Below are 26103 nucleotides of genomic sequence, written 5' to 3'. Positions count from 1 at the left end.
TTGTCGTCATGACTGTTGCAGCGCCCCGTATCCGCATGCTGATCGATGGCCAGTTCGTTGAATCGGCCACCTCCCACTGGCAGGACGTGATCAATCCGGCCACCCAGGACGTGCTGGCCCAGGTGCCGTTCGCCACCACCGGCGAAGTGAACGCCGCCGTCGCCGCCGCCAAGGAAGCCTTCAAGACCTGGCGCAAGACCCCGATCGGCACCCGCGCGCGCATCTTCCTGAAGTACCAGCAGCTGATCCGCGAGAACATGAGCGAGCTGGCCCACATCCTCACCGCCGAACAGGGCAAGACCCTGCCCGACGCCGAAGGCGATGTGTTCCGCGGCCTGGAAGTGGTCGAGCACGCGGCCGCCATCGGCAACCTGCAGCTGGGCGAGCTGGCCAACAACGTGGCCAATGGCGTGGACACCTACACGATCATGCAGCCGCTGGGCGTGTGCGCCGGCATCACCCCGTTCAACTTCCCGGCGATGATCCCGCTGTGGATGTTCCCGATGGCGATCGCCACCGGTAACACCTTCATCCTCAAGCCGTCCGAGCAGGACCCGATGGTTACCATGCGCCTGGTCGAGCTTGCGCTGGAAGCGGGCATTCCGAAGGGCGTGCTGAACGTCGTCCACGGCGGCGAGGAAGTGGTCAACGCGATCTGCGACCACCCGGACATCAAGGCCGTGTCGTTCGTCGGTTCCACCCGCGTCGGTACCCACGTCTACAACCGCGCCTCGCTGGCCGGCAAGCGCGTGCAGTGCATGATGGGCGCCAAGAACCACGCCGTGGTGCTGCCGGACGCCAACAAGGAACAGACCCTCAATGCGATGGTCGGCGCCGCCTTCGGTGCCGCCGGCCAGCGTTGCATGGCCGCCTCCACCCTGGTGCTGGTCGGTGAGGCCCGCGGCTGGGTGCAGGACCTGGTGACCAAGGCCAAGACCCTGAAGGTCAGCGGCGGCACCGTGTCCGGCACCGATGTCGGCCCGGTCATTTCCTGCAGCGCCCGCGAGCGCGTGGAAGGCCTGATCGCCTCGGGCGTGGAGCAGGGCGCCAAGCTGGTGCTCGATGGCCGCAAGCCGCAGGTCGATGGCTTCGAGAAGGGCAACTTCGTCGGCCCGACCATCTTTGCCGGTGTCACCACCGACATGCGCATCTACCAGGAAGAGATCTTCGGGCCGGTGCTGGTCATCCTCGAAGCGGAGACGCTGGACGAGGCCATCGCGATGGTCAACAGCAACCCGAACGGCAACGGCACCGCCCTGTTCACCCAGTCCGGCGCGGCCGCGCGCAAATTCCAGGAAGACATCGACGTCGGCCAGGTCGGCATCAACGTGCCGATCCCGGTGCCGGTGCCGCTGTTCTCGTTCACCGGTTCGCGCGCCTCCAAGCTGGGCGACCTGGGCCCGTACGGCAAGCAGGTGGTGCTGTTCTACACCCAGACCAAGACGGTCACCGCGCGCTGGTTCGATGACGAAACGCTGAGCCATGGCGTCAACACCACGATCAGCCTGAAGTAACGGCAGGAGCAGCCATGAGCCACTCGATGACGACGGAACTGGAAGAAGCGCAGCAGGCGTACCGCGAGGCGGCGCGCGACTTCGCACAGGCCGAACTGGCGCCGCACGCCGCGCGATGGGATGCGGAGGGCATCTTTCCGCGCGAGGCGATCGCCAAGGCCGGTGAACTGGGCTTCTGCGGCCTGTACATGGACCCGGAAGTGGGCGGCAGCGGCCTGAGCCGACTGGACGCCGCCGTCGTCATCGAGGAGCTCGCCAACGTCGATCCGTCGACCGCGGCCTACATCAGCATCCACAACATGGCTTCGTGGATGGTGTCCAAGTGGGGCCAGCCGGCACTGCGCGATGCGTGGGGCCAGGATCTGGCCGCCGGCCTCAAGCTGGCTTCCTACTGCCTGACCGAACCGGGTGCCGGTTCCGATGCGGCCTCGCTGAAGACCACCGCCGTGCGCGATGGCGACCACTTCGTGCTGAACGGTTCCAAGGCCTTCATCTCCGGTGCCGGTGCCACCGAGCTGCTGGTGGTGATGGCGCGTACCGGCGGCGCCGGTGCCGGCGGTGTCAGCGCCATCGCGGTGCCGGCCGACCTGCCGGGCGTCAGCTTCGGCCGCAAGGAAGAGAAGATGGGCTGGAACAGCCAGCCGACCCGTGGCATCACCTTCGAAAACGTCCGCGTGCCGGTCAGCCACCTTCTGGGAGAGGAAGGCGGCGGCTTCAAGCTGGCGATGAAGGGGCTGGACGGCGGCCGCATCAACATCGCCGCCTGCTCGCTGGGCGCGGCGCAGGGCGCGCTGGATGCCGCACGCCGCTACATGGGCGAGCGCCGCCAGTTCGGCAAGGCGCTGGCCGAGTTCCAGGCGCTGCAGTTCAAGCTGGCCGACATGGCCATCGAACTGGTTGCCGCACGGCAGATGGTGCACACCGCCGCGCGCAAGCTCGATGCCGGTGCCGGCGATGCCAACGTGTGGTGCGCGATGGCCAAGCGTTTCGCCACCGATGCCGGTTTCAACGTCTGCAACGAAGCGCTGCAGATCCACGGTGGCTACGGTTACATCCGCGAATACCCGATCGAGCGCCTGCTGCGTGACTGCCGCGTGCACCAGATCCTGGAAGGCACCAACGAGATCATGCGGGTGATCGTTGCCCGCCACCTGCTCAACACCGAAGAGGAACTGCGATGAAGGATTGGCGTACCCAGGAGCATGTGGGCCTGAAGGTCGAGGTGGATGGCCACACCGCCGTGGTCACCCTGCACAACCCGCCCGCGCATACCTGGACCGTACACAGCCTGTCGGCGCTGCGCGACCTGGTGGGCGCGCTCAACGCGGACCGCGAGATCTACGCGCTGGTGATCACCGGTGACGGCGAGAAGTTCTTCTCCGCCGGCGCCGACCTCAACCAGTTCGCTTCGGGCGACAAGGCCGCTGCACGTGAAGCCGCACGCCGTTTCGGCGAAGCCTTCGAAGCGCTGTCCGGGTTCCGTGGCGTGTCGATCGCCGCGATCAACGGCTACGCCATGGGCGGCGGCCTGGAGTGCGCGCTGGCCTGCGACCTGCGCATCATCGAAGAGCACGCCCAGGTCGCGCTGCCGGAGGCCACCGTCGGCCTGCTGCCGTGCGCCGGTGGCACCCAGAACCTGCCGCGCCTGGTCGGCGAGGGTTGGGCCAAGCGCATGATCCTGCTGGGCGAGCGCATCAACGCCGAGACCGCACTGCGCATTGGCCTGGCCGAAGAAAAGGTCGGCAAGGGCGAGGCCAAGGCGCTGGCACTGGAGTGGGCGAACAAGGCCGGCAAGCAGAGCCCGACCAGCATCGCCGCCTGCAAGACCCTGGTGCAGTCCACCCGCAGCGGCACCCATGCCTCGGCACTGGTGGCCGAGCGCGAAGCCTTCGTCGACCTGTTCGACACCGCTGACCAGGTCGAGGGCGTGACCGCGTTCCTGGAAAAGCGCGCCGCGCAGTGGAAGAACGCATGAGCACCGACACCGTTGCCGATGAAGCACCGGTGCTGTTCGAAGAGCGCGTGGCCGGCAACGGCGCGCGCATCGGCATCGCCACGCTCAATGCGCCGCGTACGCTCAACGGTTTCTCGCTGCCGATGGCGCACCTGCTGCTGAAGCAGCTCAATGCCTGGGCCGACGACGACGGCATCGCCGTGGTGGTGCTGCAGGGCGCTGGCGAAAAGGCGTTCTGTGCCGGCGGTGACCTGCACAGCCTGTACAAGAGCATGGTCGCCTTCCGCGACGCTGGCCGCCGCGACATCCGCGAGAACGACTACGCCGCCGAGTTCTTCGACGTCGAATACCGCGTCGACTACCTCATCCATACCTACGCCAAGCCGATCCTGTGCTGGGGCCATGGCATCGTGATGGGCGGCGGCATCGGCCTGATGTCCGGCGCCAGCCACCGCGTGGTCAGCGAGCGCTCCAAGCTGGCGTTCCCGGAAATCACCGTGGGCCTGTTCCCCGATGTGGGTGGCAGCTGGCTGCTGCCGCGCGTACCGGGCAAGGGTGGCCTGTTCCTGGCCCTGACCGGCGCGCTGCTGAATCCGGGCGATGCCATCTACGCCGGCCTGGCCGACGTGCACGTGGCCGAAGAACGCCGCAGCGCGGTGTTCGATGCGCTGCTGCAGGTGGCCTGGTCGGGCGATGCCGCGCACAACCACGAGCGCCTGAGCCAGCTGCTGCAATCGCATGCCAGCGACGCCGTTACCGGCCCGCTGCTGGCCCACGCGGCGCAGGTCGACGCGCTGTGCGAAGGCGATGACCTGTCCGCCATCATTGACCGGATCAGCAGCCTGCAGACCGACGATGCGTGGTTGCAGGCGGCACAGAAGACCCTCGCCGCCGGTGCACCCGGTTCGGCGCGGTTGGCGTTCGAACTGCAGCGGCGCAGCGCCGGCCAGGACCTGGCCAGCGTCTACCGGCTGGAATACATCACCGCGCTGCATTGCGCCGCCCAGGGCGATTTTGCCGAAGGCATCCGCGCCCTGCTGATCGACAAGGACCGCAACCCGCAGTGGAAACCGGCCGCGCTGGCCGAAGCCACCACCACGTGGGCCGACACTTTCTTCGCTTCCCCCTGGGCCGATGCCGCGCATCCGCTGGCCGACCTGGGTACTCCCCTTGCTGAAAGGAGCCTTGCATGAGCCGCATTGCATTCATCGGGTTGGGCAACATGGGTGGCCCGATGGCCGCCAATCTGGTCAAGAACGGCCACACTGTGCGCGTGTTCGATCTGGTCCCGGCCGCGGTGCAGGCCGCTGTCGATGCCGGCGCCAGCGCCGCGTCCACCGCGCGTGACACCCTGGCCGATGCCGAGGTGGTGATCTCGATGCTGCCGGCCAGCCGTCACGTCGAAGGCGTGTACCTGGGCGACGACGGCATCCTCGCCGCCATCCCGGCCGGTGCGCTGGTCATCGACTGCAGCACCATTGCCCCGGCCAGTGCCCGCAAGGTGTCTGAAGCCGCTGCCGCGCGTGGCCTGCAGATGATCGACGCGCCGGTATCCGGCGGTACCGCCGGCGCCCAGGCCGGCACCCTGACCTTCATCGTCGGCGGCGAAGAAGACGCACTGGAACGCGCGCGCCCGGTGCTGCAGGCGATGGGCAAGAACATCTTCCACGTTGGCGCCAGCGGTGCCGGCCAGGTCGCCAAGCTGTGCAACAACATGGCGCTGGGCGTGATCATGGCGGTCACCGGCGAGGCCATCGCACTGGGCGTGGCGCACGGGCTGGACCCGAAGGTGCTGTCGCAGATGATGGCGGTCAGCACCGGCCGCAGCTGGGCCACCGAAGTGTGCAACCCGTGGCCGGGCGTGCTGGAAAATGCGCCGGCCTCGCGTGGCTACAGCGGCGGCTTCGGCAGCGACCTGATGCTGAAGGACATGGGCCTGGCGGTGGAAGCGGCGATGAGCGTCGGCGCCTCGATCCCGCTCGGCGAAGTGGCCCGCAACCTGTACTCGATGAATCACCAGGCCGGCCGCGGCAAGCTGGATTTCTCCAGCGTCGTGCAGCTCATCACCAGCGACCAGTGACCTGGTAGTGCCGGCCGCTGGCCGGCAACCTCATGCCCCCTAGGGGACAACGAAGGTGGGATGGGCGGATGCCCGGTTTCGACCGGCATCCGCCCATTTTTTTTCCCCGCGCGTGGCTAGTGCCGGCCGCTGGCCGGCATCACCGCATCAGGCAACGACCAGCGTCACGTCGATGTTGCCGCGGGTGGCGTTGGAGTACGGGCAGACGATGTGCGCCTTCTGCACCAGTTCTTCCACCTGCTCGCGCGGCACGCCCGGCACGTTGATGGTCAGCTCGGCCTCGATGCCGAAACCGGTCGGGATCTGGCCGATGCCCACCTTGCCGGTGACGGTGGTGTCGGCCGGCAGCGCGACCTTGGCCTGGCCGGCCACGAACTTCAGCGCGCCCAGGAAGCAGGCCGAATAGCCGGCCGCGAACAGCTGCTCCGGGTTGGTGCCCGGGCCGCCGGCGCCGCCCAGCTCGCGCGGGGTCGACAGCTGGATGTCCAGCACGTTGTCGGACGAGACGGAACGGCCTTCGCGGCCGCCGGTGGAGGTGGCCTGGGCGGTGTACAGAACCTTTTCGATGGACATCGGGATGCTCCTGGTCGGTGGGTGGTGTTGCGTTGGAGCCTACTTTGCCCGGTTTCCAAGGACGCTGGGTGACAGCTCGTCCGCAAAATTTGATCGATCGTCCGGCCGGCCTAGAGCGTCCACTCGCGGTCGGTGGTGAACATGATGGTCAGCCAGCGGTCCGGCGAGGCCTCGCCCAGCGCGTCGCCGATCTCGTCACGCAGCTGGTCCCATTCCACCAGCGGCCGTGGCGGGTCGTTTTCCGGCACCACGAAGAACAGCTCGATCTGCTCGCCACGGCCCACCTGTGCCACGTAGCTGCGGTGCTCGACGAAGCCATGCTTCGCCACGATCGCGCGGGCCACCGCATCCACGTGCGCCTGCAGTTCCGGCGGGGTGACCAGCAGGATGCCGGCCAGCGCCCGGCGCACGGTGCCCAGCGGCGCGATCATCACCAGCACGCAGACGAAGGCCAGGATGGCCGGGTCGATGTAAGGCCCGATCCAGGCCCACGTCGTGCCCTGCACCAGCACGCCGCCGAGGAAGGCCACCATGTAGCAGGCCGACATGCTGGCCGCCACCACCCAGTTCTTCGCATCCAGCGCGATGAACTCCGACCCGATGCGGCGGTTGGCGCGCAGCACGAACCAGGCCAGCGCACTCTCGGCCACCAGTGACAGGCCGGCAAAGATGATCGCCGGCCCCAGCGCGATATGGCGGCCACCGGACATCAGCGCATCCACCGCATTGACCAGCGCATACAGCGCCGCGCCGATCATCAGCGTGCCGCTGACCCCCAGTACGATCGGCTCCAGGTGCCAGAAGCCCATGGTGAAGCGCTGGTTGAGCCGCGACTGCAGCGCATCGGTACTGGTGGACAGTGCGATCAGCCGCGCGACCAGCAGCGACAGCCAGGTCATCACTACGTCGATCAGGCCATAGATGCCGTCGAAGATGATCAGCGAGGAATTGGCCAACAGGCCGAACACTACCGCGGCCATTGCCAGCAGCAGTGCACCGGCAATCGACAGGCGCAGCACGCCCTGTTCGGTGGCGGGGTCGAAGAAATGCGGTCGGTCGGCGGCCATGCCTGGATTGTAGAGCGGAGCCATGCTGCGCTGCCGTCGAAGGCGACGATGCTGTCCCCGATGGTCCCAGTGGCGTAGACTGCGCCCCTCCCACGCATCGACCCCGCCCTGCAGTGATCACGCCACCCTGACCCTTGCCGCACATCGGCAGCCGGCCCGCCCGGCTCAGGAACCCGTGTCTTTCCACTGCAGCGCCACGTGGCCATGCCCGCGTGTGCGCGGAGTTTTCCCATGCAAACGTCCTACCCCCTGCGCCAGCAATGGCTCGGCAACATCCGTGGCGACCTGCTGTCCGGCATCGTCGTCGCCCTGGCCCTGATTCCCGAGGCCATCGCCTTCTCGCTCATCGCCGGCGTCGACCCCAAGGTCGGCCTGTACGCCGCGTTCTCGATCGCGGTGATCACCGCCATCGCCGGTGGCCGCCCGGGCATGATCTCCGCTGCCACCGGCGCGATGGCACTGGTGATGGTCGACCTGGTCAAGGACCACGGCCTGCAATACCTGTTCGCGGCCAGCATCCTGGCCGGCCTGCTGCAGGTGCTGGCCGGCGTGTTCAAGCTCGGCTCGCTGATGCGCTTCGTCTCGCGCTCGGTCATCACCGGCTTCGTCAACGCGCTGGCCATCCTGATTTTCCTGGCACAGATGCCCGAGCTGATCGGCCGCGGCCCCACCGTATACGTGCTGTGCGCCGCCGCACTGGCGATCATCTACCTGCTGCCGCGCATCACCCGCGCGGTGCCATCACCGCTGGTGGCCATCGTCGTGCTCACCGCCGTGGTGATCGGCTTCGGCGTGGACGTGCGCAGCGTGGGCGACATGGGCCAGCTGCCTGACAGCCTGCCGCACTTCCTGCTGCCGGATGTTCCGCTTACCTGGGAAACGCTGCGCATCCTGCTGCCGGTGTCAGCCACGCTGGCGGTGGTCGGCCTGCTCGAATCGATGATGACCCTGCAGATCGTCGAAGACATCACCGAAACGCCCAGCGAGCGCAACCGCGAATGCGTCGGCCAGGGCGTGGCCAACACGGTCACAGGCTTCCTTGGCGGCATGGCCGGCTGCGCGATGATCGGCCAGTCGGTCATCAACGTGACCTCCGGCGGCCGCGGGCGCCTGTCCTGCCTGGTGGCTGGCGTGGTGTTGCTGGTGCTGGTGGTGTACGGCAGCGAACTGGTGCGGCAGATTCCAATGGCGGCGCTGGTGGCGGTGATGATCATGGTCAGCATCGGCACCTTCAGCTGGCGCTCGCTGCGCGACCTGCGCACGCATCCGCGCAGTTCCTCCGCTGTCATGCTGCTGACCGTGGTGGTCACCGTGGCCACCCACGACCTGGCCAAGGGCGTGCTCAGCGGCGTGCTGCTGTCGGCGCTGTTCTTCGCCCGCAAGGTTGGCCGCATGCTGGACGTGCAGCGCGAAGACGCCGGGGACACGCAGGTCTACCGCGTACGTGGGCAGGTGTTCTTTGCGTCCGCTGGCCAGCTGGGCGCCGCATTCGACTACCAGCATGTAGCGCCGAAGGTGCAGATCGACCTGCGCGACGCCCATCTGTGGGACCTGACCGCCGTGGCCGCGCTGGAGCGCGCACAGGAAAAGCTGGTTGCGCATGGTGCGCAGGTGACGGTGGTGGGCCTCAATGCCGCCAGCCAGACCCTCATCGAGCAGGTGGGCGGCGCGCGTAGCGGGCATTGATCGGGCAGGGTGGTAGCGCCGGGCCATGCCCGGCGGGCCAGCGGCAGCGATCAGGCGGTGCCTGCGGGTTGCTTGTCGGCTTGCACGATGAGATGCACCCCGAGCGCTGACAGTACCCGCTGCACGGTGTCGAAGCGTGGGTGTGCACCGGGGCGCAGCGCCTTGTACAGGCTTTCGAGTCCAAGGCCGGAGACCTCGGCAACACCGCTCATGCCACGAGCGCGCGCCACTGTTCCGAGTGCCTCCTGGAAGTGGTCCGCATCACCTGCTGCCAAGGCCTCGCTCAGATAGGTGGCGATTGCGACGTCATCTTCCAGATAGTCTGCGGGATCGAAGGGAATCGTCTTCAGCTTGCTCATCGGGAGAGTCCTGGGAATGGCGCCTCGTGCGTAACGCACAGCCAGCGCGCGAACGTCTCTCTTGCCTGGAGGGTCGCCATGAATCGTATCTACAGGGATACATCGTTCAATTGGCAACTGCGTCAAAGCCTGGCGCGTCTTCGCAGGGTGCCCCGCCGCCATTCAGCCACCCGGTGTAAACTATTGATCTCACTGGCAATGCCAGTCTCCACGATCAACGCCCCGATGACGTCCGCCACCGCCCGTTACGCCGATTCCCTGCGCCTGTCCGTTGCTCCGATGATGGACTGGACCGACCGCCATTGCCGCGTGTTCCATCGCGTGCTGGCGCCGGGCGCGCGCCTGTACACGGAGATGGTGCACGCCAACGCGGTCATCCACGGCGACCGCGAGCGCCTGCTCGGCTTCGACCGCAGCGAACAGCCGCTGGCGCTGCAGCTGGGCGGCAGTGATCCGGCGCTGCTGGCGCAGGCCGCGCGCATTGCCGCCGAGTGGGGCTACGACGAGGTCAACCTCAACTGCGGCTGCCCGTCCGACCGCGTGCAGGCCGGGCGCTTCGGCGCCTGCCTGATGCGCGAGCCGGTACTGGTGGCCGAGTGCGTGGCGGCGATGGTCGATGCGGTGGATATCCCGGTCACGGTGAAGTGCCGCCTGGGCGTGGACGAAGACAACGACTACGACGTGTTCGCCGCGTTCGTCGACCGCCAGGTCGCCGCCGGTGCGGCGATGGTGGTGGTGCACGCCCGCAACGCATGGCTGAAGGGCCTGTCGCCGAAGGAGAACCGCGAGGTTCCGCCGCTGAAGTACGACTGGGCCTACCGCCTGAAGCAGGAGCGCCCGGCGCTGCCGGTGGTGCTCAACGGTGGCCTGGCCAGCCTCGAGGCGGTGCAGGCGCAGGCCGCGCACGTCGACGGCGTGATGCTGGGCCGCGCGGCCTACCACGACCCCTATCTGCTGCATCAGCTGGAGGCGCTGCACACCGGCGCACCGCTGCAGGCCCGTGGCGACCTGCTGCGCGCGCTGCGCCCCTATGTGGAAGCGCGCCTGGGCGAAGGCCTGGCGCTGAAGCACATCACCCGCCACCTGCTCGGCCTGTTCCACGGGCAGCCCGGTGGCCGCGCATTCCGCCAGGTGCTGAGCGAGGGCGCACACCGCCCGGGCGCCGACTGGAGCCTGATGGAGCAGGCGCTGGCGGTCACCGAACGCGATGCGGATCGGGTCGCAGCGTGACCGAGGTCACATTCCTGACTTGACAAGGGGCGGCGATTCGTCCCGAATGTTCACTTAGCTGAACAACGCGGCGGTGGGACCGGAAAAGTTCAGACCGGATTCACTGCCCCAAACCAAGAATTTGCAAAGGATTTATAAAGCGCCGGGTCCCGAACCCGGCACCCGGATTTACGACTTTTGAACGAATCGCCGAGCTCGGCTAGGATCGCATCGATGTCTTCCGCTCCCTTCCACCGCCGCATTGCCCTGGCCACCTGCGTGCTGCTGGCGGCTGCGCCGTTGTCTTCGGCGCTGGCGCAACAGCCGCCGCGCGGCGACCAGGGGCGGGCGGAGATGATGGAGCGGGGCGAGCGCGGCAACCGTGGCGACGAGCGTTCGCTGTCCGATGCCGTGCGCCGCGTGCAGCGCACCACCGGCGGCCACATCCTCGGTGCCGAGCGCGTGCCGTTCGATGGTCGCGACATCAACCGGGTGAAATACATGGACGACCGGGGCCGGGTCCGCTACATGGACGATCCCGCCCCGTCGCGTTCACAGCCGCGCACGCCGCGGTCGGATATGTCATCACTACGCGGCGATAACCCCTGAACAGGGATAGTTGTCGCTATCAACCCGTACCCCACAGGCCTCCGGGCCACACCCAGGACACTAGGGAGAGTTCATGCGTATCCTTCTGGTCGAAGACGAAGCCCCGCTGCGTGAGACCCTGGCAGCCCGGCTCAAGCGCGAAGGCTTTGCCGTCGATGCTGCGCAGGACGGCGAGGAAGGCCTCTACATGGGGCGCGAAGTCCCGTTCGATGTCGGCATCATCGACCTCGGCCTGCCCAAGATGTCGGGCATGGAGCTGATCAAGGCCCTGCGTGACGAAGGCAAGAAGTTCCCGGTGCTGATCCTGACCGCGCGTTCGAGCTGGCAGGACAAGGTCGAGGGCCTGAAGCAGGGCGCCGACGATTACCTGGTCAAGCCGTTCCACGTCGAAGAGCTGCTGGCCCGCGTCAACGCGCTGCTGCGCCGCGCCGCCGGCTGGAGCAAGCCGACCCTGGAATGCGGCCCGGTCGCCCTGGATCTGGCTGCCCAGACCGTCAGCGTGGCCGGCAGCAATGTCGACCTGACCAGCTACGAGTACAAGGTGCTGGAGTACCTGATGATGCATGCCGGTGAACTGGTCTCCAAGGCCGACCTCACCGAGCACATCTACCAGCAGGACTTCGACCGCGACTCGAACGTGCTGGAAGTGTTCATCGGCCGCCTGCGCAAGAAGCTGGACCCGGATGGCGAACTGAAGCCGATCGAGACCGTGCGTGGTCGCGGCTACCGTTTCGCGATCCCGCGCAACGAGGGCTGAGCCGGCTCACCCTGGCGATAACACGATGTCCGGCCGTCTGTGGTTCTTCCGACGCTGGCGGCCGCGCTCACTGCAGGCGCGCCAGATGTTCGCCGCGTCCGTGGGCCTGGTCGCGTTCCTGGCGCTGGCCGGTTACGCGCTCGACGCCGCCTTCGCCGACACGGCGAAGGCGAACCTGCGTGAGCGCCTGAAGAACTACGCCACCGCCTACGCGGCCGGCATCGACTTCACCCGCGACCGCTCGCTGTACATCCGCGAGCAGCCGCCGGATTCGCGCTTCGACGTTCCAGGCAGCGGCCTGTACCTGCAGGTGGTGATGCCGCACGGCAAGGGCAATTCGATGTCCGCCGAAGGCCCGATGCTGCCCACCGTGGGCGGTGGCCTGCTGGCGCCGCGCCAGGAAGTGTTCGAAGGCCCGCTGCCGATGATCCAGATCGATGGCAGCCAGGGCTCGGTGTACCGCTATGGCCTGGGCCTGGTGTGGGACGCCGATGCCGACCCCGCCACCGAATTCCCGTACACCATCTACGTGATGGAAGACTCGCGCGCGCTGGGCGCGCAGCTGCGCGTGTTCCGCAGCCGGGTCTGGTTCTACCTCGGTGGCATCGGCCTGATCCTGCTGCTGCTGCAGACCGTCATCCTGCAGTGGAGCCTGCGCCCGCTGCGGCGGGTCATTACCGAGCTGACCAAGGTGCAGCGCGGCGAGACCGCGCGCATGAGCGAGCGCCACCCGCGCGAGCTGGAGCCGCTGACCGACAGCATCAATGCCTTCATCGAGAGTGAGCGCGAGAACCTGGAGCGCCAGCGCAACACCCTGGCCGACCTGGCGCACAGCCTGAAGACACCGATCGCGGTGCTGCGCACGCAGATGGACAGCGGTGCCGGTGACGGCGCGCTGCGCGAGGAACTGGACGTGCAGCTGCAGCGCATGAACAACCTGGTCTCGTACCAGCTGGCGCGCGCGGCGTCTTCGGGCCACAAGCTGTTCTCCGCGCCGCTGCCGATCGAATCCAATGCCGAGGAAATCGTGCGTGGACTGGAGAAGGTCTACGCCTCCAAGGGCGTGCTGTGCGAGTTCGACATCGACCCGGCCGCGCGCTTCCACGGCGAACCGGGCGATCTGCAGGAACTGCTCGGCAACCTGCTGGAAAACGCCTTCAAGTGGGCCAACCGCCGCGTGCTGCTGACCGCGCAGCCGCTGCCGGCACCGAACGCGCGTCGCGCCGGCCTGCTGCTGGCGGTGGACGACGATGGCCCGGGCATCGCCCCGGACGACATCGGCAAGGTGCTGCAGCGCGGCGTGCGCGGCGACGAGCGCGTGCAGGGCCACGGCATCGGCCTGTCGATCGTGCAGGACCTGATCAAGGACTACCGCGGTGAACTGGCCGTCGGCCGTTCCAGCGAACTCGGCGGCGCCCGCTTCGAAGTGCGCCTGCCGCCGGGGCCGTAAACCGCGCGTTCCCGTCCGCCGGGCATCGCCTGGCGCAACAACACGTGGTGTTCCGGTAGTGCCGGCCGCTGGCCGGCAACCTGGCAATGCCACCGAAGATCATGAGCTTGCCGGCCAGCGGCCGGCACTACCGTTGTTCGAACGCCGGCGGCTCGCCATAGAACCGCCGCAGCTGCGCGGCCACCTCCGGCAACGCCTGCTGCAGCAGATCCGGTGCCGAGAAGTGGTACTCGCTGGCCACCGCGAAGAACTCTTCCGGCGCCTCGGCCGCATACGGATCGATCAGCGTTTCCTCACCCGCATCCACCTGCGCACAGAACGCGTCGTAGGCACGCTGGAAAATGCCGGCCCACTCGCGCTGCCATTGCCGTGGCAGCGGCGGCGTGCCATCCATTGCGCCATCCAGCGCATCCAGCTTGTGCACCATCTCGTGCACCGCCACGCAGTAACCCTCGTGCGGCGCGGCCAGGTCGGCCTGCACATCGGCCCAGGACAGGATCAACGGACCGCTGTCCCACGACTCGCCAATCAGCTCGTCATCCCATTCGTGCAGCACGCCGGCCGCATCCATGTGGCTGCGGTGCACGCGGAACGCATCGGGGTAGACGATCAGCTGCGACCAGCCTTCCAGCCCCACCTCGCCGAATTCCAGCAGCGGCAGGCAGCACAGCGCGGCCAGCAGCACGCCATCGCCGGGCTGCAGCTGCAGCTCGCCGATGGGGGTGATGGTCTTCTCGTGCAGGAAGCGCGTGGCCAGCACGCGCAGGCGCGCGCGACGCGCGTCGTCCAGGCCGTGCAACCAGGCCGCGCGGCGGCAGGCGTTATCCCAAAGCGCATCGTCAATCGGCCGCGGCGCAGGCCGCAGCCACTGCAGCAACGACTTGATCAGCGGAACATTCCCGGCAGGTAGCTGTGCCACTTCGGTGCGCGGATGCGCTGCAGCACGTCGTCATCACTGCCGCCGCCACCGGTGCTGGTGTTGGCCGCCGGGCGAACCGGTGCCGGCTTGGTCGTGGCGGCCGCGGCGCTGGCGGCCGGTGCACGCTGCGAAGCGGCATCCCCGTTGGAGGACACGCAGGCCCCACGGCTGTCGTCCAGCGCTGCCGTTGCAGACGCCGCGAAGGGCATCATCAGCAGGATCAGGCAATGGGCATAACGGCGCATTGACGACATTCACGTTAAGGGAAGGTGAGTTCCCGATTCTAGCCCGAACCCGGCGCCCCGTTGGAAGCCCCCGCAGAACCCAGCGTGGCGGGCGTCGCTGGCGGCTTTCCCGCATAATTCCGTCCTGACTTCGTGGAAGCTGCCGTGGACGATCGCCAATTGCTGGCCAAACTCGCTGCCGGTCGCCTGTCGGGCGACGCCCTGGCCCGTGAGCTGGGCCAGACCCGGGCGGCCATTTGGAAGCGCATTCAAGGACTTAGGGCTGCCGGCGTGGGCGTGGAAGGCCGTGCTGGCGAGGGCTATGGCCTGACCCGTCCGGTCGACCTGCTGGACCCGGACGCGATCCGCGCGGGCCTGCCTGCCGCGGTTCTGCCGCTGCTGCACGACCTGCAGGTGGCCTGGATGGTGGACTCCACCAACGCCGAATTGCTGCGTTGCAGCGCGCCCCAGCGCGGGGTGAGCGTCCTTTTGGCCGAACGCCAGACCGGTGGCCGCGGCCGTCGTGGCCGTACCTGGGCCTCGCCGCTGGCCGCGCACATCTACCTGTCGGTGCTGCGCCTGTACTCCGGTGGCCTTGGCCGCCTGGCCGGGCTGAGCCTGGTGGCCGGCATCGCCGTGGCCGAAGCGCTGCATGACCTTGGTTTCACCCAGGCGCAGCTGAAGTGGCCGAATGACCTGATCGTCGATGGCAAGCGCAAGCTGGTCGGCCTGCTCGCCGAAGGTGGTGGCGAATACGCCGGCCCGGCGCGCGCGGTGATCGGCATCGGCATCAACACGCACATGCCGCCCGCGTTCGCCGAGCAGATCACCCAGCCGTGGGTGGACCTGGACACGCTGGCCGGCAAGCCGGTGGACCGCAACGTGGTTGTTGCGGCCGTGCTGACGCGCCTGCTGCCGGCGCTGGAAGAATTCGATCGCGAAGGCCTCGCACCGTTCCTGCCGCGCTACGCCGCCTTCGACATGCTGGCCGGCCGCGAAGTACGCGTGGAGCTGGAAGGGCAGTGGCAGCACGGCACCGCGCTGGGCCTGGCCGATGACGGCGCGCTGCGCGTGCGCATTGATGGCCAGGAACGCCTGCTGCACGCCGGCGAAGTCAGCGTGAGGGCGGCATGAGCGATTGGCTGTTCGACCTCGGCAACTCGCGCTTCAAGTTCGCGCCGTTGCAGGGTGACCGTGCCGGCGATGTGCAGGCCTGGGCGCATGGCGCCGAAGGCATGGCCGGGCAGCCACCGCACAGCCTGCCCAGCGGCACCACCGCGTTCGTCGCCAGCGTGGCCGCACCGTCGCTGACCAGCGCCATGCTGGACCAGCTGCAGCGCCGCTTCGAACACGTGCATGTGGTGCGCACCAGCGCCGAATGCGCCGGCGTGCGCATCGCCTACGCCAAGCCGGAAAAGTTCGGTGTTGACCGCTTCCTGGCCCTGCTGGCCGCGGCCAAGGCGCAGCGACCGGTACTGGTAGTCGGCGTGGGTACCGCGTTGACGATTGACCTGCTCGACGCCGATGGCCAGCACCACGGCGGCCGTATCTCCGCATCGCCCACCACCATGCGCGAAGCACTGCACGCGCGTGCGGTGCAGCTGCCGGCCACTGGTGGCGACTACAGCGAATTCGCCAACGACACCGCCGACGCGCTGGCCTCCGGCTGCGATGGCGCCGCGGTGGCACTGGTCGAACGCAGCGCACAGCAGGCGCACGCACTGCTGGGCGTGGCACCGTCGCTGCTGGTGCACGGGGGTGGCGCACCGGCGCTGATGCCGCTGCTGCCCGGCGCCGACTACCACCCGTCGCTGGTGCTGGATGGCCTCGCCCGCTGGGCGGTGCACCAGCCCGCAGGCTAGTATCCGCGCATGCTGACCCGTGCCCTGATCGTCGTACTGGCCATCCTCAATCTTGGCGTCGCCTGCTGGTGGCTGCTGCGCGATGCGCCGCAAGCGCCTGCGCCCGCACCGCAACCGGCCGGCGTGGCCGAGCTGCGCTGGGTGCCCGGTGGGGCTGATGCGACGGCCGCTGCCGAAGCCACCGCTGCCGCCCCGACCGCCCCGCTGATGGAGCGCGAACCGGCCGAGAAGTCCGCCGTGGCAGCGGCGCCCGCGCCCGCGGTGCCGGCCAAGCCAGATGTGGCCAAGCCGCAGGTGGCAGAGGCGGCGCCTGCACCTGCACCCGTGGCCGTTGCTGCAGCCGCCAAACCCGCGCCCGCACCGGTTGCGGAGAAGCCCGCGACGCCGCCAGCCGCCCCGGAACCGCCGCGCTGTGTCGCACTGGGCCCATTTGCCGACCGCGCCGCCGCGACCGCCGCACAGGGCAAGGCCGGCAATGCCATCAGCCAGGTGCGCCTGCGCGAACAGCCCGCCGCCAGCGGCAGTGCCCGCTACCGCGTGCTGCTGCCGGCCGCCGCCAACCGGGAAGAAGCGCAGGCAACGGTGAAGCGCATCGTCGCTGCCGGCCTGAGCGACTACTACATCATCAGCCAGGGCGAGGACATCAACGCCGTGGCACTGGGCCAGTACCGCAACCGCGAGGGCGCCGAGCGCCGCGTGGCGGCGGTGCAGGCCGCCGGCTTCCAGCCGCGGCTGGTGGCCAGCGGCGACGCCGGCCAATGGTGGCTGGAAGGCCAGCTGGCGGCGGGCACGCAGCCGGCCCAGGCCCAGCAGCGCAGCGGCGCGGCCCAGAGCCGGTCGCTGGAATGCGCGCGGTTGCGCTAGAATCCCCCGGACCGCGGCGCTGCCGCCGGTGCACCACCCATGCCGCTTTAGCTCAGTTGGTAGAGCAACTGTCTTGTAAACAGTAGGTCATCCGTTCGATTCGGATAAGCGGCACCATCAAGCAACTGTCGTTGTGCCCGCACAGCCGCGGCACGGTCGTTGGTCGAGCATTGCTCCCTGTCGCGTCTTCTTCCTTCTTTCGTTGCTGATCTGCCATTCGGCGCGTGATCCATGGCTGTGCATTTCCCAGAGCGCGTTCCGCAGGGTTGAGAATGTGTAGCCGGTAGGCTACAGTCCTCCATGAAGATCCAGCGTACCCGTCAGTTCGCGACATGGATTGACGCTCTCAAGGACGTAACCGGGCGCGCTCGCATCCTGGCCCGTATCGGTCGGCTCAGCGAAGGCCATCTGGGCGATCACCGCTATCTGGCCGATGGCGTTTCCGAACTGCGCATCGATGTGGGACCGGGTTACCGCGTGTACTACACCCAGCGCGGCAGGCAGTGGGTGATTCTGCTGGCTGGCGGCGACAAGGGTTCACAGCAACGCGATATCGAGAAGGCCAAAGAGATTGCGCGTGCCCTGTAAGTGTCGAACGGGCTGTAGGTGAAACGACTCACTACCGAAGTACTGGAGCTGTCCCATCATGGCCATCAAGAAGAAAGTCGAACTCAAAGCATTTGACGTGGCCGAGCACCTTCGTACACCGGAGGAGATGGCGGCCTATCTCGATGCTTGCATCGCAGAAAGCGATGGCGATTCTGCGTTCATTGCCAAGGCGCTCGGCGACATCGCACGCGCTCAGGGGATGAGCAAGGTCGCGCGTGCGGCAGGCCTGTCGCGTGAGAGCCTGTATCGCGCACTGTCGGGCGAGCGCAGCCCTGATTTTGCGACCATCCTCAAAGTGACCCGCGCCCTGGGTGTACGCCTGCATGCCAGCGCAGCATAGGCACACGCGCCGATCTTGATGCGTCGGCGCGCCGCCGGTCGCAAAGGCGGTGGAACGAACATAAAAAAAGCGCCTTTCGGCGGTTTCTTCGTCCCAAGCCGGTGAGTCAGCTCAATGCATGACGTGGGCAGATCCTTCGATCAACGCCGCTGACACTGCCAACGCAGCCTCAGCTACGCACCTGCAACGCCACATACTCCGCCAACCCCCGGCAGGCCAGCATCAGCCCCTCGCGCGTGCCATCGCCGATATCGTCTTTCTCTTCCCCATCCACGCGAACGCGCTCGGCGGCGTGGTACAGCTCCAGCACCGATACCAGACCGGCGGCGGCGCGGTCCCTGCGCGCGGCGTCCACCGCTTGGCCGGGCGTGCTGGCCGGCCCCTGCCACGGCTGTCCGTCGGCGGCATCGCCGGCCTGGATCTGCCGCAGGCACACGGGGAGATTGATAGGCGTGGGCGCATCGTTCGCAGCGGCGAAGGCGGCTTCCAGGGGCTGCGCCAGTTCGAGCGGCAGATGCAGGGCGGCGTCGCCCAGCGTGGCGGTCAGGTACGGATAGAGGGTCTTGGACATGCGGGCATCCTCGGCGGGAACAGAGGTGCCACCCGAGAAGGGTGGCAGGCGATGCGTGGCTTCCAAGACCGGGTCAACGAATCGGCGGGCACGAGGCCCCCACGCACCGCCCGCCGTCGATCGGCTAACGGATTGCCAGCCGACGCCGCTCTTGGGAGGACGGCGCCGGCTGGCAAGCGTACACATCGTTGACAACACGGGCTTGGAAGTCCCGGCCACCTTTGCAGGGGGCGATTCATCATGCGCACGCGAAATACCCGCCTGCCAGTCGTTTGTTTCGATGGCATCGGGTGATATGAAAGGAAAAATGAATTATCGCGATTGGCTTGTTTCAGCCGCTGCAATGCCGAAAACGACATATCGCGCAGCGCAGTCATTCGCTGGAGTTTGACCGGAATCAGCACTGTTTCGAGGCCTTGAAACGCCCGCGAAGTAAAGCTGGCTTAACAGCGCGGGCAAGGCGCCATAACCACCATACCAAATGCGAACGCCAAAACCCGCCGCGCGGCGCATCATTCTCCTCACGCCCCGCGCCGGGCACCCGGCCGCATACTGCGGGCACACACCCTTTGGGAACTGCATATGCGCCGCCACGCTCTGCCGCTCACCGCCGCACTGTTGTCCACCGCCTTCGCAGCCCCGGCCATGGCGGCCGTGCCGTTCTTCAACGCCAGTTGCCCGGGCGGCATCGATGTGCACGCCGATGAGGGCGGGCCGGTCTACGTGCAGGGCCGCGAGGCGACGCTGAAGCGCTTCAACGACCGCTATTTCGAAGCCCGCGACGCCAAAAGCGACGTCACCCTGTCAATCAGCAGCAACGATGACGGCACGCCGCAGGTCAGCTACACCGGCCGACGCGGTGCCAATGGCATCTGCCAGGTCAGCACCACAGGCACGCCCGCGTCCGCCGCAGACAGCGCAGGCCCTCGCGACGCTGCCGCCGGGGATGCCGCGCTGCCGCGCGAAGTCACCTGCGAATCCACCGGCCAGCAACAGGTGTCATGCGACTTGAACACCCGCGGCAACGTGGAAATCGTGCGCCAGCTCAGCCGCACCCGCTGCGAGGAAGGCAAGAATTGGGGCCTGGCGCGGCATTCGGTGTGGGTCAATGGCGGGTGCCGCGCGGTGTTCCGCAATGTGTCCTCGGTGGCTACCCTCGCGCCGGCGGGCGATACCGCACTGGGCGCCTGCAATGCACGCAAGGGCGCGAAGGGTGCGCTGGTGACCCAGATGCCGGTAGGCAGTGACTACCAGGAACTGATCATCGATTACCCCGATGGCCGCTTCCTGTGCATGATGCGCAACAACGGCCAGGTGCAGAGCGTGACGCCGGTTCGCCGACGCGGCAGTTGAATCCGCGGGTTCGGGGCCACGCTGTCAGCCGCCGCTCTTCCGCAGCAGCACCCACGCCAGCATCAGGGCGAACATGCCGACGACGGTCAGGCCGAACCACAGCGCGGCCACCTTCACGTTGCCGATCAACGCCGCCAGCATGCGGTGCAGTTCGCTTTTCAGGATCGGGTATTCAGCGTGCGCCTTGCGCAGGCGCTGCCAACCCAACCCGAGGAACAGCAGAAACGAGAAGGGCGTCAGAAGGAGCGTCGCCTGCATCAGCTAGCCGTTCGGCGATGCATCGATGGAGTTGCTCAACAGAACCGCAAAAATGGCGATGGGCAGCGCCACCATGAAAAAGCGGGGCCAGGCAGTGTTGATGAAGGGCGACATCGCAATCTTCCATGAAGCGGGGGCGGGTCCGCGCGCCATCATGCCATGCCAATTCACTGCTGCACCGCCGCGAGTGGTGTCACACAGCTCTGGCTAGACTGTGCTTCTTTTTCCCCCGCAGGAGGCACCCATGGCCCATCCCATCTCCGTATCCCTGATTGGCGTTCCCACCGACGTGGGTGCGGGCCATCGCGGTGCACGGCTGGGGCCGGAAGCGCTGCGCGTGGCGGGCCTGCCGGAGGCGCTGGAGGCGCGCGGCGTGGACGTGCGCGACCTGGGCAACCTGGACGGCCCGCGCAACCCGTGGACCGCGCCGGTGGAAGGCTACCGCCACCTGGATGAGGTGGTGGCGTGGAACCACGCCTTGATGGAAGCCAGCTATGCCGAACTGCAGGCCGGCCGCATGCCCATCATGCTCGGCGGCGACCACTGCCTGGGCATCGGTTCGATCACCGCCGTGGCGCGCTGGTGCCGCGAGCAGGGCAAGACCCTGCGCGTGCTGTGGCTGGATGCGCATTCGGATTTCAACACCAGCGATGTGACGCCGTCGGGCAACATCCACGGCATGCCGGTGGCCTGCCTGTGCGGCCTTGGCCCCGATGCGCTGACCCGGCTGGGCGGCACGTCGCCGGCGATCACCCCGGCGCAGATGCACCAGATCGGCATCCGCTCGGTGGACCCGGAAGAAAAGCGCCTGATCAAGACCCACAAGGTCGATGTCTATGACATGCGCTACATCGACGAGAACGGCATGAAGCGCGCGGTGGAAGCGGCGCTGGCCGGCATCGACGAGAACACCCACCTGCATGTCAGCTTCGATGTGGACTTCCTCGACCCGAGCATCGCGCCGGGCGTGGGCACCACCGTGCCGGGCGGGGTGAACTACCGCGAGGCGCAGTTGGTGATGGAGATGATCGCCGACACCGGGCGCATGGGCTCGCTGGACATCGTCGAGCTTAACCCCTTGTTGGACAAGCAGAATGCCACCGCCGAACTGGCCGTGGACCTGGTCGAAAGCCTGTTCGGCAAGTCCACCCTGATGCGCGATTGAGCCTTTGGCCTGAACGGATCTTTGATCCGTTCACACGCGCTCCACGCGTCTGCCGCCAGATTGCACTTCACGCGGCGGCAGTGGGCATTGGCCTTCTTCCGCCGAGCGAAAGAATCCCATCCGCGAATTGAGCGGTGTAGCGGCAAACCCAAGGAGAAGCCCATGAAGCGCGTAGTTGCCCTGATGCTGTTGTCGATGTTCTCGGTGGCCCTGCTGGCCGGTTGCAACACCATTGCCGGTGCCGGCAAGGACGTGCAGAAGGCGGGCGAGAAGGTCGAGGACACCGCGAAGGGCCGTTGAGCCCTGCGCGGAACGGAAAGAGAAAAAAGGCCGGGTTTCCCCGGCCTTTTTTTTTGCGCGCGCTTTTTCGCTGCAGGGCTGTGCAAGCGGAGTGAACCATTCAAGCAGGTGAGCGTGCATTTCATGGCGGGTTGACCGGCATTCAACAGCCGCTGCGCGAAGCTGGAGCCACGGTAAGAACGCCGTTGCAACCAAGGACTCCCAGCAATGAACAAAGACATCATTTCCGGCAAGTGGTCGCAGCTGAAGGGCAAGGCCCAGGCCAAGTGGGGCGATCTGACCAACGACGATTTCGATGTGGCCGAAGGCAATGCCGAATACCTGGCGGGCCGCCTGCAGGAACGTTATGGCTGGGCCAAGGACCGCGCTGAGAAGGAAGTCCGTGAGTTCCAGGATGCGGTGAGCAAGGACTATCCGGACTACAAGTAAGCACCACGGTTTCCCCCACGCGTTTCCCCCCACAACACGACGCCCGCACCGTGAGGTTGCGGGCGTTGTGCTGTCTGGACGGGGCGATCAGCGTGCCGGCGGGTCCGGCACGTAGCGGTTTGGGAAGGCCTGCGGTTCACGCGGCAGGCGCGACGGCGTGTCCACCAGGATGCCGCGTGCACGCAGGTTGCGCGCGCTGTCGTAGCGCAGCTGCAGCACCTGGGCCGGGCTGCGGCTGGCGCGTTCGAAGTCGGTGTCGCGCACCGACGACTGTTCGCGTGCGCCGTGGCCGGTGCCCAGTGCCGGCGCCTGCGACTTGCTGGCATAACCCTCGATGCGGCTGGCGCTGGCATCGGCCGCGGCTTCGGCCGCCGGGGCCGGAGCGGGCAGGCTGCGGCGCAGGATCGGCTCGGGGCGCCAGCGACGCGCTTCCTCGAACACGGCCACGCCCACCACGCCGATGTTGTCCGGGCGGCCGGTGCGGTTGGCATAACTGCCGCTGGGGCTGCTGAACACGAACTGCGCCACTTCGTCCTGGCTCTTGCGCCAGCCGGTGATGTCGGCGCGCTGGCCGGGGTTGAGCACGTAGCCGGTCTGCGAGGGATCGGCATCTTCGCCGGAAATGGCGTTGATGCCGTCTACCGACAGCACCACCAGCACCCGGCGCGGGCTGTCGTTGTACAGGCGCACGGCGTAGCGATGGCCACGCTCGCCGGCCACCCAGCGCTGGCCTTCGGCGGGGTAGCTGCGCAGTTCGGTGCCGCGGTCGCGGTCAACCAGGGCCATGCGCACCGGGCCGCCCTGGTAGGCCGGCGGCGGGGGCGGTGCCGGGCGGAAGCCGGCCAGGGGCAGGATCAGCAGCAGGGGCAGCAGGCGTTTCATCGGGCGTCTCCAGCGGGGTTGCGTGAATGAACGCGCCGCGGGCCCTGACGGGGTTGGTGGCGTGCAAGGTAAACTGGCCCCGTTCATCGAAGGTTACCCCACGCAGTCATGACGACCCGAGTCCTTACCGGCATCACCCCCTCCGGCACGCCCCACCTGGGCAACTACGTTGGCGCCATCCGTCCGGCGATCGCCGCCAGCCGCGCCCCGGGAATCGAGAGCTTCTTCTTCCTGGCCGACCTGCACAGCCTGATCAAGTCGCAGGACCCGCAGCGCACCCAGCGCGCGACCCTGGAGATCGCGGCCAGCTGGCTGGCCTGCGGCCTGGACCCGGAACACGTGTGGTTCTACCGCCAGAGCGACATCCGCGAGACCACCGAGCTGATGTGGTTCCTGACCGCCATCGCCAGCAAGGGCATCCTCAACCGCGCGCACGCCTACAAGGCGGCGGTGGACAAGAACCGCGAGGAAGGCGTGGACGAGGACGCGGGCGTCAGCGCCGGCCTGTTCATGTACCCGGTGCTGATGGCTGCCGACATCCTGATCTTCAAGGCCAACCAGGTGCCGGTGGGCCGCGACCAGATCCAGCACATCGAAATGGCGCGCGACTTCGCCCAGCGCTTCAACCACGTGTACGGCAAGGAGTACTTCCCGCTGCCGGACGTGGTGATCGACGAGCAGGTGGCGACGCTGGCCGGCCTCGACGGCCGCAAGATGAGCAAGAGCTACCACAACACCATTCCGCTGTTCGTGCCGCGCGAGGAACTGAAGAAGCTGGTGTTCTCGATCCTGACCGACTCGCGCGCACCGGGCGAGCCGAAGGACACCGAGGGCTCGGCGCTGTTCCAGATGTACCAGGCGTTCGCCACCCCGGAGCAGACCGCCGAATTCGCCAAGGCGTTCGCCGCCGGCATCAGCTGGGGCGATGCCAAGCAGCAGCTGTTCGAGCGCATCGACGGCGAGCTTTCGCCGCTGCGCGAGCGCTACAACGCGCTGATGGCCGAGCCGGAAAAGATTGAAGCGCTGCTCAAGCGCCGTGGCCAGCAGCTGCGCGAGCAGCTGGCAGCGCCGCTGCTGGACGAGCTGCGCCATGCGGTGGGCCTGCGCGACCTGTCCAGCGCCGGCGACATCGCCGGCGACATCGCCAGCGAAGATGCCGGCGTGGCCCGCGCGGCACCGCCGCTGTTCAAGCAGTACCGCGAGAAGGACGGCCGCTTCTACTTCAAGCTGACGGCCGGTGACGGCACGCTGCTGATCCAGAGCGAAGGCTTCGATTCGCCGCGCGATGCGGGCCAGCTGATCGCGGTGATCAAGCAGGCCGAGCAGGGCGACCAGCTGCAGAGCGAGCTGTTCAAGCTGGAAGCCGAGGTGGATGCGGTGCTGGCTGCCCTGGCCGTGCTGCGAGCCGACTGATCGGTAGATGCCGACCTTGGTCGGCGCCGTTGAAGGGCGGATGCCGGCCAGCGGCCGGCACTACCACGGCGTTTGCATAGGCAATGCCGGCCAGCGGCCGGCACTACCGTGGTACATCGCGCGTGGCATGATGTCCGCGCGCCTCCGGCGCGATGACATGGAGTCTGCAATGGCCTGGTTGTCGCTGCTGCTGTTCCTGCCCTGGTTCCTGCTGCTGGGCAGCCTGTACTGGCTGTTCCCGCGCCAGCCGCGCACCCCGCGGCGGCGCCTGTTCGATGGCATCACCCTGCTGCTGGCCTTCGCCCTGAGCATCCTGTCGATGCTGTGGGGCTATCGCATTGGCATGGCACAGCCCGGCGCCGGCCCGATCTGGCCGCAGGTGCTGGCGGTGCTGTACGCCTACGGCGCGTTCCTGGCGGTGCTGGTAATGGCGTTGCTGCTGCGGCCGCGGTTCGCATTGCGCTGCGGCTGATCGGTAGTGCCGGCCGCTGGCCGGCACCTGCATTCACCAGGCTACCCCGAGGTTGCCGGCCAGCGGCCGGCACTACCCGACCAAAGCCGCATCGAACCCGGGCCGCGTGAGCGCCTACCATGGGATTCTGTTCCCGTTCCTGCCAGGTGCGTGCCGATGACCGCCGACCCCAGCATCCACACCATCGATACCGGCTTCCAGCGTCCGGATTTCGACGCGGCCTATCTGATCGTTGAAAACGGCCGCGCCGCGTTCGTTGACTGCGGCACCGGCCTGTCGGTGCCGGCGATGCTGCAGGCGCTGGCGGACGCCGGCCTGGGCGTGGAAGCGGTGGACTGGCTGCTGCTCACCCACGTGCATCTTGACCACGCCGGGGGCGCCGGCCTGCTGATGCAGCAGCTGCCGAACGCCAGGGCGGTACTGCACCCGCGCGGTGCGCCGCACATGATCGACCCGACCCGGCTGATTGCCGGTGCCACGGCGGTGTACGGTGCCGAGGAAATCGCGCGCAGCTACGGCCGCATCGAGGCGATTCCGGAGACGCGCGTTGTGGTGGCCGAAGACGGGCACCGCATCGATCTGGCCGGCCGCGAGCTGCTGCTGCTGCACACGCCGGGCCATGCGCTGCACCACTACTGCGTGTGGGACGCGCGCAGCCGCAGCTGGTTCACCGGCGATACGTTCGGCATCTCCTACCGCGAGCTGGACAGCGCGCAGGGCGCTTTCATCTTCCCCACCTCGTCGCCGGTGCAGTTCGATCCGGAGGCGATGAAGGCCTCGATCCGGCGCATGCTCGACTACGCGCCGCAGGCGATGTACCTGACCCACTATGGTCGCGTCGAGCAGGTGCAGAAGCTGGCCGACGATCTGTTCGAACAGATCGATGCGATGGCCACCATCGGCCGCCAGTGCGATGGCCGGCCCGATCGCCATCGCTGCCTGCTGGCCGCGTTGCAGGCGCTGTACCTGGAGCGCGCGCAGCAGCATGGCTGCGCGCTGGACCAGGCCGCGGTGACGGCCGTGCTGGCGATGGACATCGAGCTCAACGCACAGGGCCTGGCCTGCTGGCTGGACCGCGTCCGCAGGTAGATCCACGCCACGCGTGGATGAGGCGAGCCGACGCTGCACCGCGACGTCATGACCACGTTACACTCTGGTGACTTCCAAGCCTGCCGTGGTATTGC

At 67.6% G+C, this 26103-nt stretch carries 30 protein-coding genes and 1 tRNA gene; 23 read left to right on the top strand and 8 right to left on the bottom strand.

Annotation, left to right across the window (positions count from 1 at the left end):
* Nucleotides 1-8: 8 nt before the first annotated feature.
* From N7590_RS04915 to mmsB, 5 genes are read left to right on the top strand one after another with little or no spacing between them, the layout of a single operon-like run.
* On the top strand, nucleotides 9-1514 hold the full coding sequence (locus tag N7590_RS04915) for a CoA-acylating methylmalonate-semialdehyde dehydrogenase (protein ID WP_164240635.1): 1506 nt from the start codon (nucleotides 9-11) through the stop codon (nucleotides 1512-1514).
* Nucleotides 1515-1528: 14 nt separating this feature from the next.
* The gene (locus N7590_RS04910; RefSeq protein WP_008267675.1) at nucleotides 1529-2695 is read left to right on the top strand and encodes an acyl-CoA dehydrogenase family protein; all 1167 of its coding nucleotides are present in this window, start codon (nucleotides 1529-1531) and stop codon (nucleotides 2693-2695) included.
* Entirely contained in the window at nucleotides 2692-3489 is a 798-nt protein-coding gene (locus N7590_RS04905; protein WP_053509289.1) for an enoyl-CoA hydratase, read from the top strand. Before N7590_RS04910 ends, N7590_RS04905 begins: the two co-directional genes overlap by 4 nt.
* Nucleotides 3486-4661: an enoyl-CoA hydratase/isomerase family protein gene (locus tag N7590_RS04900; protein WP_279935209.1), complete on the top strand. Its 1176-nt coding sequence runs from the start codon at nucleotides 3486-3488 to the stop codon at nucleotides 4659-4661. The genes N7590_RS04905 and N7590_RS04900 overlap by 4 nt, the downstream gene beginning before the upstream one ends.
* Complete coding sequence (gene mmsB / locus N7590_RS04895) at nucleotides 4658-5548, top strand: 3-hydroxyisobutyrate dehydrogenase (protein ID WP_164240638.1); 891 nt, start codon at nucleotides 4658-4660, stop codon at nucleotides 5546-5548. Before N7590_RS04900 ends, mmsB begins: the two co-directional genes overlap by 4 nt.
* Before the next feature lie 147 nt (nucleotides 5549-5695).
* Here the strand turns inward: mmsB and N7590_RS04890 are convergent, their stop codons facing one another.
* The gene (locus N7590_RS04890; protein ID WP_005411948.1) at nucleotides 5696-6121 is read right to left on the bottom strand and encodes an organic hydroperoxide resistance protein; all 426 of its coding nucleotides are present in this window, start codon (nucleotides 6119-6121) and stop codon (nucleotides 5696-5698) included.
* A gap of 110 nt (nucleotides 6122-6231) precedes the next feature.
* Nucleotides 6232-7212 (bottom strand): cation transporter, encoded by a 981-nt coding sequence (locus tag N7590_RS04885; RefSeq protein WP_164240640.1) that lies wholly within the window; start codon nucleotides 7210-7212, stop codon nucleotides 6232-6234.
* Nucleotides 7213-7419: 207 nt separating this feature from the next.
* Between N7590_RS04885 and N7590_RS04880 the strand changes: the two genes are divergently transcribed.
* Complete coding sequence (locus N7590_RS04880) at nucleotides 7420-8874, top strand: SulP family inorganic anion transporter (protein WP_164240642.1); 1455 nt, start codon at nucleotides 7420-7422, stop codon at nucleotides 8872-8874.
* A 50-nt stretch (nucleotides 8875-8924) separates the two neighbouring features.
* Here N7590_RS04880 and N7590_RS04875 read toward each other — a convergent pair whose 3' ends face one another.
* Nucleotides 8925-9233 (bottom strand): addiction module antidote protein, encoded by a 309-nt coding sequence (locus N7590_RS04875; protein ID WP_279935208.1) that lies wholly within the window; start codon nucleotides 9231-9233, stop codon nucleotides 8925-8927.
* 198 nt (nucleotides 9234-9431) lie between these two features.
* Here N7590_RS04875 and dusA point away from each other — a divergent pair, with 198 nt between their 5' ends.
* The 4 genes from dusA (at nucleotide 9432) to N7590_RS04855 (ending at nucleotide 13258) form a co-directional block, all read left to right on the top strand.
* Entirely contained in the window at nucleotides 9432-10463 is a 1032-nt protein-coding gene (gene dusA / locus N7590_RS04870) for a tRNA dihydrouridine(20/20a) synthase DusA (RefSeq protein WP_164240646.1), read from the top strand.
* Between the two features lie 213 nt (nucleotides 10464-10676).
* Nucleotides 10677-11051, top strand: a complete 375-nt coding sequence (locus tag N7590_RS04865) for a hypothetical protein (RefSeq protein ID WP_053448522.1) — start codon at nucleotides 10677-10679, stop codon at nucleotides 11049-11051.
* A 73-nt stretch (nucleotides 11052-11124) separates the two neighbouring features.
* Nucleotides 11125-11808 carry a response regulator transcription factor gene (locus N7590_RS04860; RefSeq protein ID WP_004136763.1) on the top strand — a complete coding sequence of 228 codons (684 nt, stop codon included), beginning with the start codon at nucleotides 11125-11127 and terminating at the stop codon, nucleotides 11806-11808.
* 25 nt (nucleotides 11809-11833) lie between these two features.
* Complete coding sequence (locus N7590_RS04855) at nucleotides 11834-13258, top strand: sensor histidine kinase (protein ID WP_008268038.1); 1425 nt, start codon at nucleotides 11834-11836, stop codon at nucleotides 13256-13258.
* Nucleotides 13259-13385: 127 nt separating this feature from the next.
* Here the strand turns inward: N7590_RS04855 and N7590_RS04850 are convergent, their stop codons facing one another.
* Together N7590_RS04850 and N7590_RS04845 are read right to left on the bottom strand one after the other, a co-directional pair.
* Complete coding sequence (locus tag N7590_RS04850) at nucleotides 13386-14177, bottom strand: M90 family metallopeptidase (RefSeq protein ID WP_180878682.1); 792 nt, start codon at nucleotides 14175-14177, stop codon at nucleotides 13386-13388.
* Nucleotides 14144-14422, bottom strand: a complete 279-nt coding sequence (locus N7590_RS04845; protein WP_008264959.1) for a hypothetical protein — start codon at nucleotides 14420-14422, stop codon at nucleotides 14144-14146. Before N7590_RS04845 ends, N7590_RS04850 begins: the two co-directional genes overlap by 34 nt.
* 144 nt (nucleotides 14423-14566) lie before the next feature.
* On the opposite strand from N7590_RS04845, the gene birA reads away from it, so the two are divergent.
* The 6 genes from birA to N7590_RS04815 all read left to right on the top strand — a co-directional run bounded on the left by birA (nucleotide 14567) and on the right by N7590_RS04815 (nucleotide 18076).
* Complete coding sequence (gene birA / locus N7590_RS04840) at nucleotides 14567-15535, top strand: bifunctional biotin--[acetyl-CoA-carboxylase] ligase/biotin operon repressor BirA (protein ID WP_053509272.1); 969 nt, start codon at nucleotides 14567-14569, stop codon at nucleotides 15533-15535.
* The gene (locus N7590_RS04835) at nucleotides 15532-16263 is read left to right on the top strand and encodes a type III pantothenate kinase (RefSeq protein WP_065183739.1); all 732 of its coding nucleotides are present in this window, start codon (nucleotides 15532-15534) and stop codon (nucleotides 16261-16263) included. Before birA ends, N7590_RS04835 begins: the two co-directional genes overlap by 4 nt.
* Nucleotides 16264-16272: 9 nt before the next feature.
* Complete coding sequence (locus tag N7590_RS04830; RefSeq protein ID WP_279935205.1) at nucleotides 16273-17127, top strand: SPOR domain-containing protein; 855 nt, start codon at nucleotides 16273-16275, stop codon at nucleotides 17125-17127.
* Nucleotides 17128-17168: 41 nt separating this feature from the next.
* Nucleotides 17169-17244 (top strand) — tRNA-Thr (locus N7590_RS04825).
* 183 nt (nucleotides 17245-17427) lie between these two features.
* Nucleotides 17428-17715 (top strand): type II toxin-antitoxin system RelE/ParE family toxin, encoded by a 288-nt coding sequence (locus tag N7590_RS04820; protein WP_004136948.1) that lies wholly within the window; start codon nucleotides 17428-17430, stop codon nucleotides 17713-17715.
* 58 nt (nucleotides 17716-17773) lie between these two features.
* A complete protein-coding gene (locus N7590_RS04815) occupies nucleotides 17774-18076 on the top strand; it encodes an addiction module antidote protein (protein ID WP_053448529.1) in 303 nt (100 codons plus the stop codon).
* A gap of 169 nt (nucleotides 18077-18245) precedes the next feature.
* On the opposite strand, the gene N7590_RS04810 is transcribed toward N7590_RS04815, so the two are convergent.
* Complete coding sequence (locus N7590_RS04810) at nucleotides 18246-18647, bottom strand: hypothetical protein (protein ID WP_049456591.1); 402 nt, start codon at nucleotides 18645-18647, stop codon at nucleotides 18246-18248.
* Nucleotides 18648-19229: 582 nt separating this feature from the next.
* On the opposite strand from N7590_RS04810, the gene N7590_RS04805 reads away from it, so the two are divergent.
* Entirely contained in the window at nucleotides 19230-20000 is a 771-nt protein-coding gene (locus N7590_RS04805; RefSeq protein WP_164240734.1) for a DUF3011 domain-containing protein, read from the top strand.
* Between the two features lie 24 nt (nucleotides 20001-20024).
* Here N7590_RS04805 and N7590_RS04800 read toward each other — a convergent pair whose 3' ends face one another.
* On the bottom strand, nucleotides 20025-20258 hold the full coding sequence (locus tag N7590_RS04800; protein ID WP_239544128.1) for a hypothetical protein: 234 nt from the start codon (nucleotides 20256-20258) through the stop codon (nucleotides 20025-20027).
* A 244-nt stretch (nucleotides 20259-20502) separates the two neighbouring features.
* On the opposite strand from N7590_RS04800, the gene rocF reads away from it, so the two are divergent.
* The 3 genes from rocF to N7590_RS04785 all read left to right on the top strand — a co-directional run bounded on the left by rocF (nucleotide 20503) and on the right by N7590_RS04785 (nucleotide 22152).
* Nucleotides 20503-21423, top strand: coding sequence for an arginase (gene rocF, locus N7590_RS04795; protein WP_004153767.1), 921 nt, complete (start codon nucleotides 20503-20505; stop codon nucleotides 21421-21423).
* A gap of 162 nt (nucleotides 21424-21585) precedes the next feature.
* Nucleotides 21586-21723, top strand: a complete 138-nt coding sequence (locus N7590_RS04790; RefSeq protein ID WP_008266021.1) for an entericidin A/B family lipoprotein — start codon at nucleotides 21586-21588, stop codon at nucleotides 21721-21723.
* A gap of 207 nt (nucleotides 21724-21930) precedes the next feature.
* The gene (locus N7590_RS04785; RefSeq protein WP_004153772.1) at nucleotides 21931-22152 is read left to right on the top strand and encodes a CsbD family protein; all 222 of its coding nucleotides are present in this window, start codon (nucleotides 21931-21933) and stop codon (nucleotides 22150-22152) included.
* A gap of 87 nt (nucleotides 22153-22239) precedes the next feature.
* On the opposite strand, the gene N7590_RS04780 is transcribed toward N7590_RS04785, so the two are convergent.
* The gene (locus N7590_RS04780) at nucleotides 22240-23034 is read right to left on the bottom strand and encodes a hypothetical protein (protein ID WP_164240736.1); all 795 of its coding nucleotides are present in this window, start codon (nucleotides 23032-23034) and stop codon (nucleotides 22240-22242) included.
* 108 nt (nucleotides 23035-23142) lie between these two features.
* Between N7590_RS04780 and N7590_RS04775 the strand changes: the two genes are divergently transcribed.
* The 3 genes from N7590_RS04775 (at nucleotide 23143) to N7590_RS04765 (ending at nucleotide 26008) form a co-directional block, all read left to right on the top strand.
* Nucleotides 23143-24447, top strand: a complete 1305-nt coding sequence (locus N7590_RS04775; protein WP_164240738.1) for a tryptophan--tRNA ligase — start codon at nucleotides 23143-23145, stop codon at nucleotides 24445-24447.
* A gap of 169 nt (nucleotides 24448-24616) precedes the next feature.
* Nucleotides 24617-24919 carry a hypothetical protein gene (locus N7590_RS04770; RefSeq protein WP_008268518.1) on the top strand — a complete coding sequence of 101 codons (303 nt, stop codon included), beginning with the start codon at nucleotides 24617-24619 and terminating at the stop codon, nucleotides 24917-24919.
* 156 nt (nucleotides 24920-25075) lie between these two features.
* Nucleotides 25076-26008, top strand: coding sequence for an MBL fold metallo-hydrolase (locus N7590_RS04765; RefSeq protein WP_164240740.1), 933 nt, complete (start codon nucleotides 25076-25078; stop codon nucleotides 26006-26008).
* Nucleotides 26009-26103: the final 95 nt, after the last annotated feature.

It is taken from the genome of Stenotrophomonas sp. GD04024, from assembly GCF_029837545.1.
GTDB classification, from domain to species: Bacteria; Pseudomonadota; Gammaproteobacteria; order Xanthomonadales; family Xanthomonadaceae; genus Stenotrophomonas; species Stenotrophomonas forensis.
This window is presented reverse-complemented; position numbering and strand designations above follow the sequence as displayed.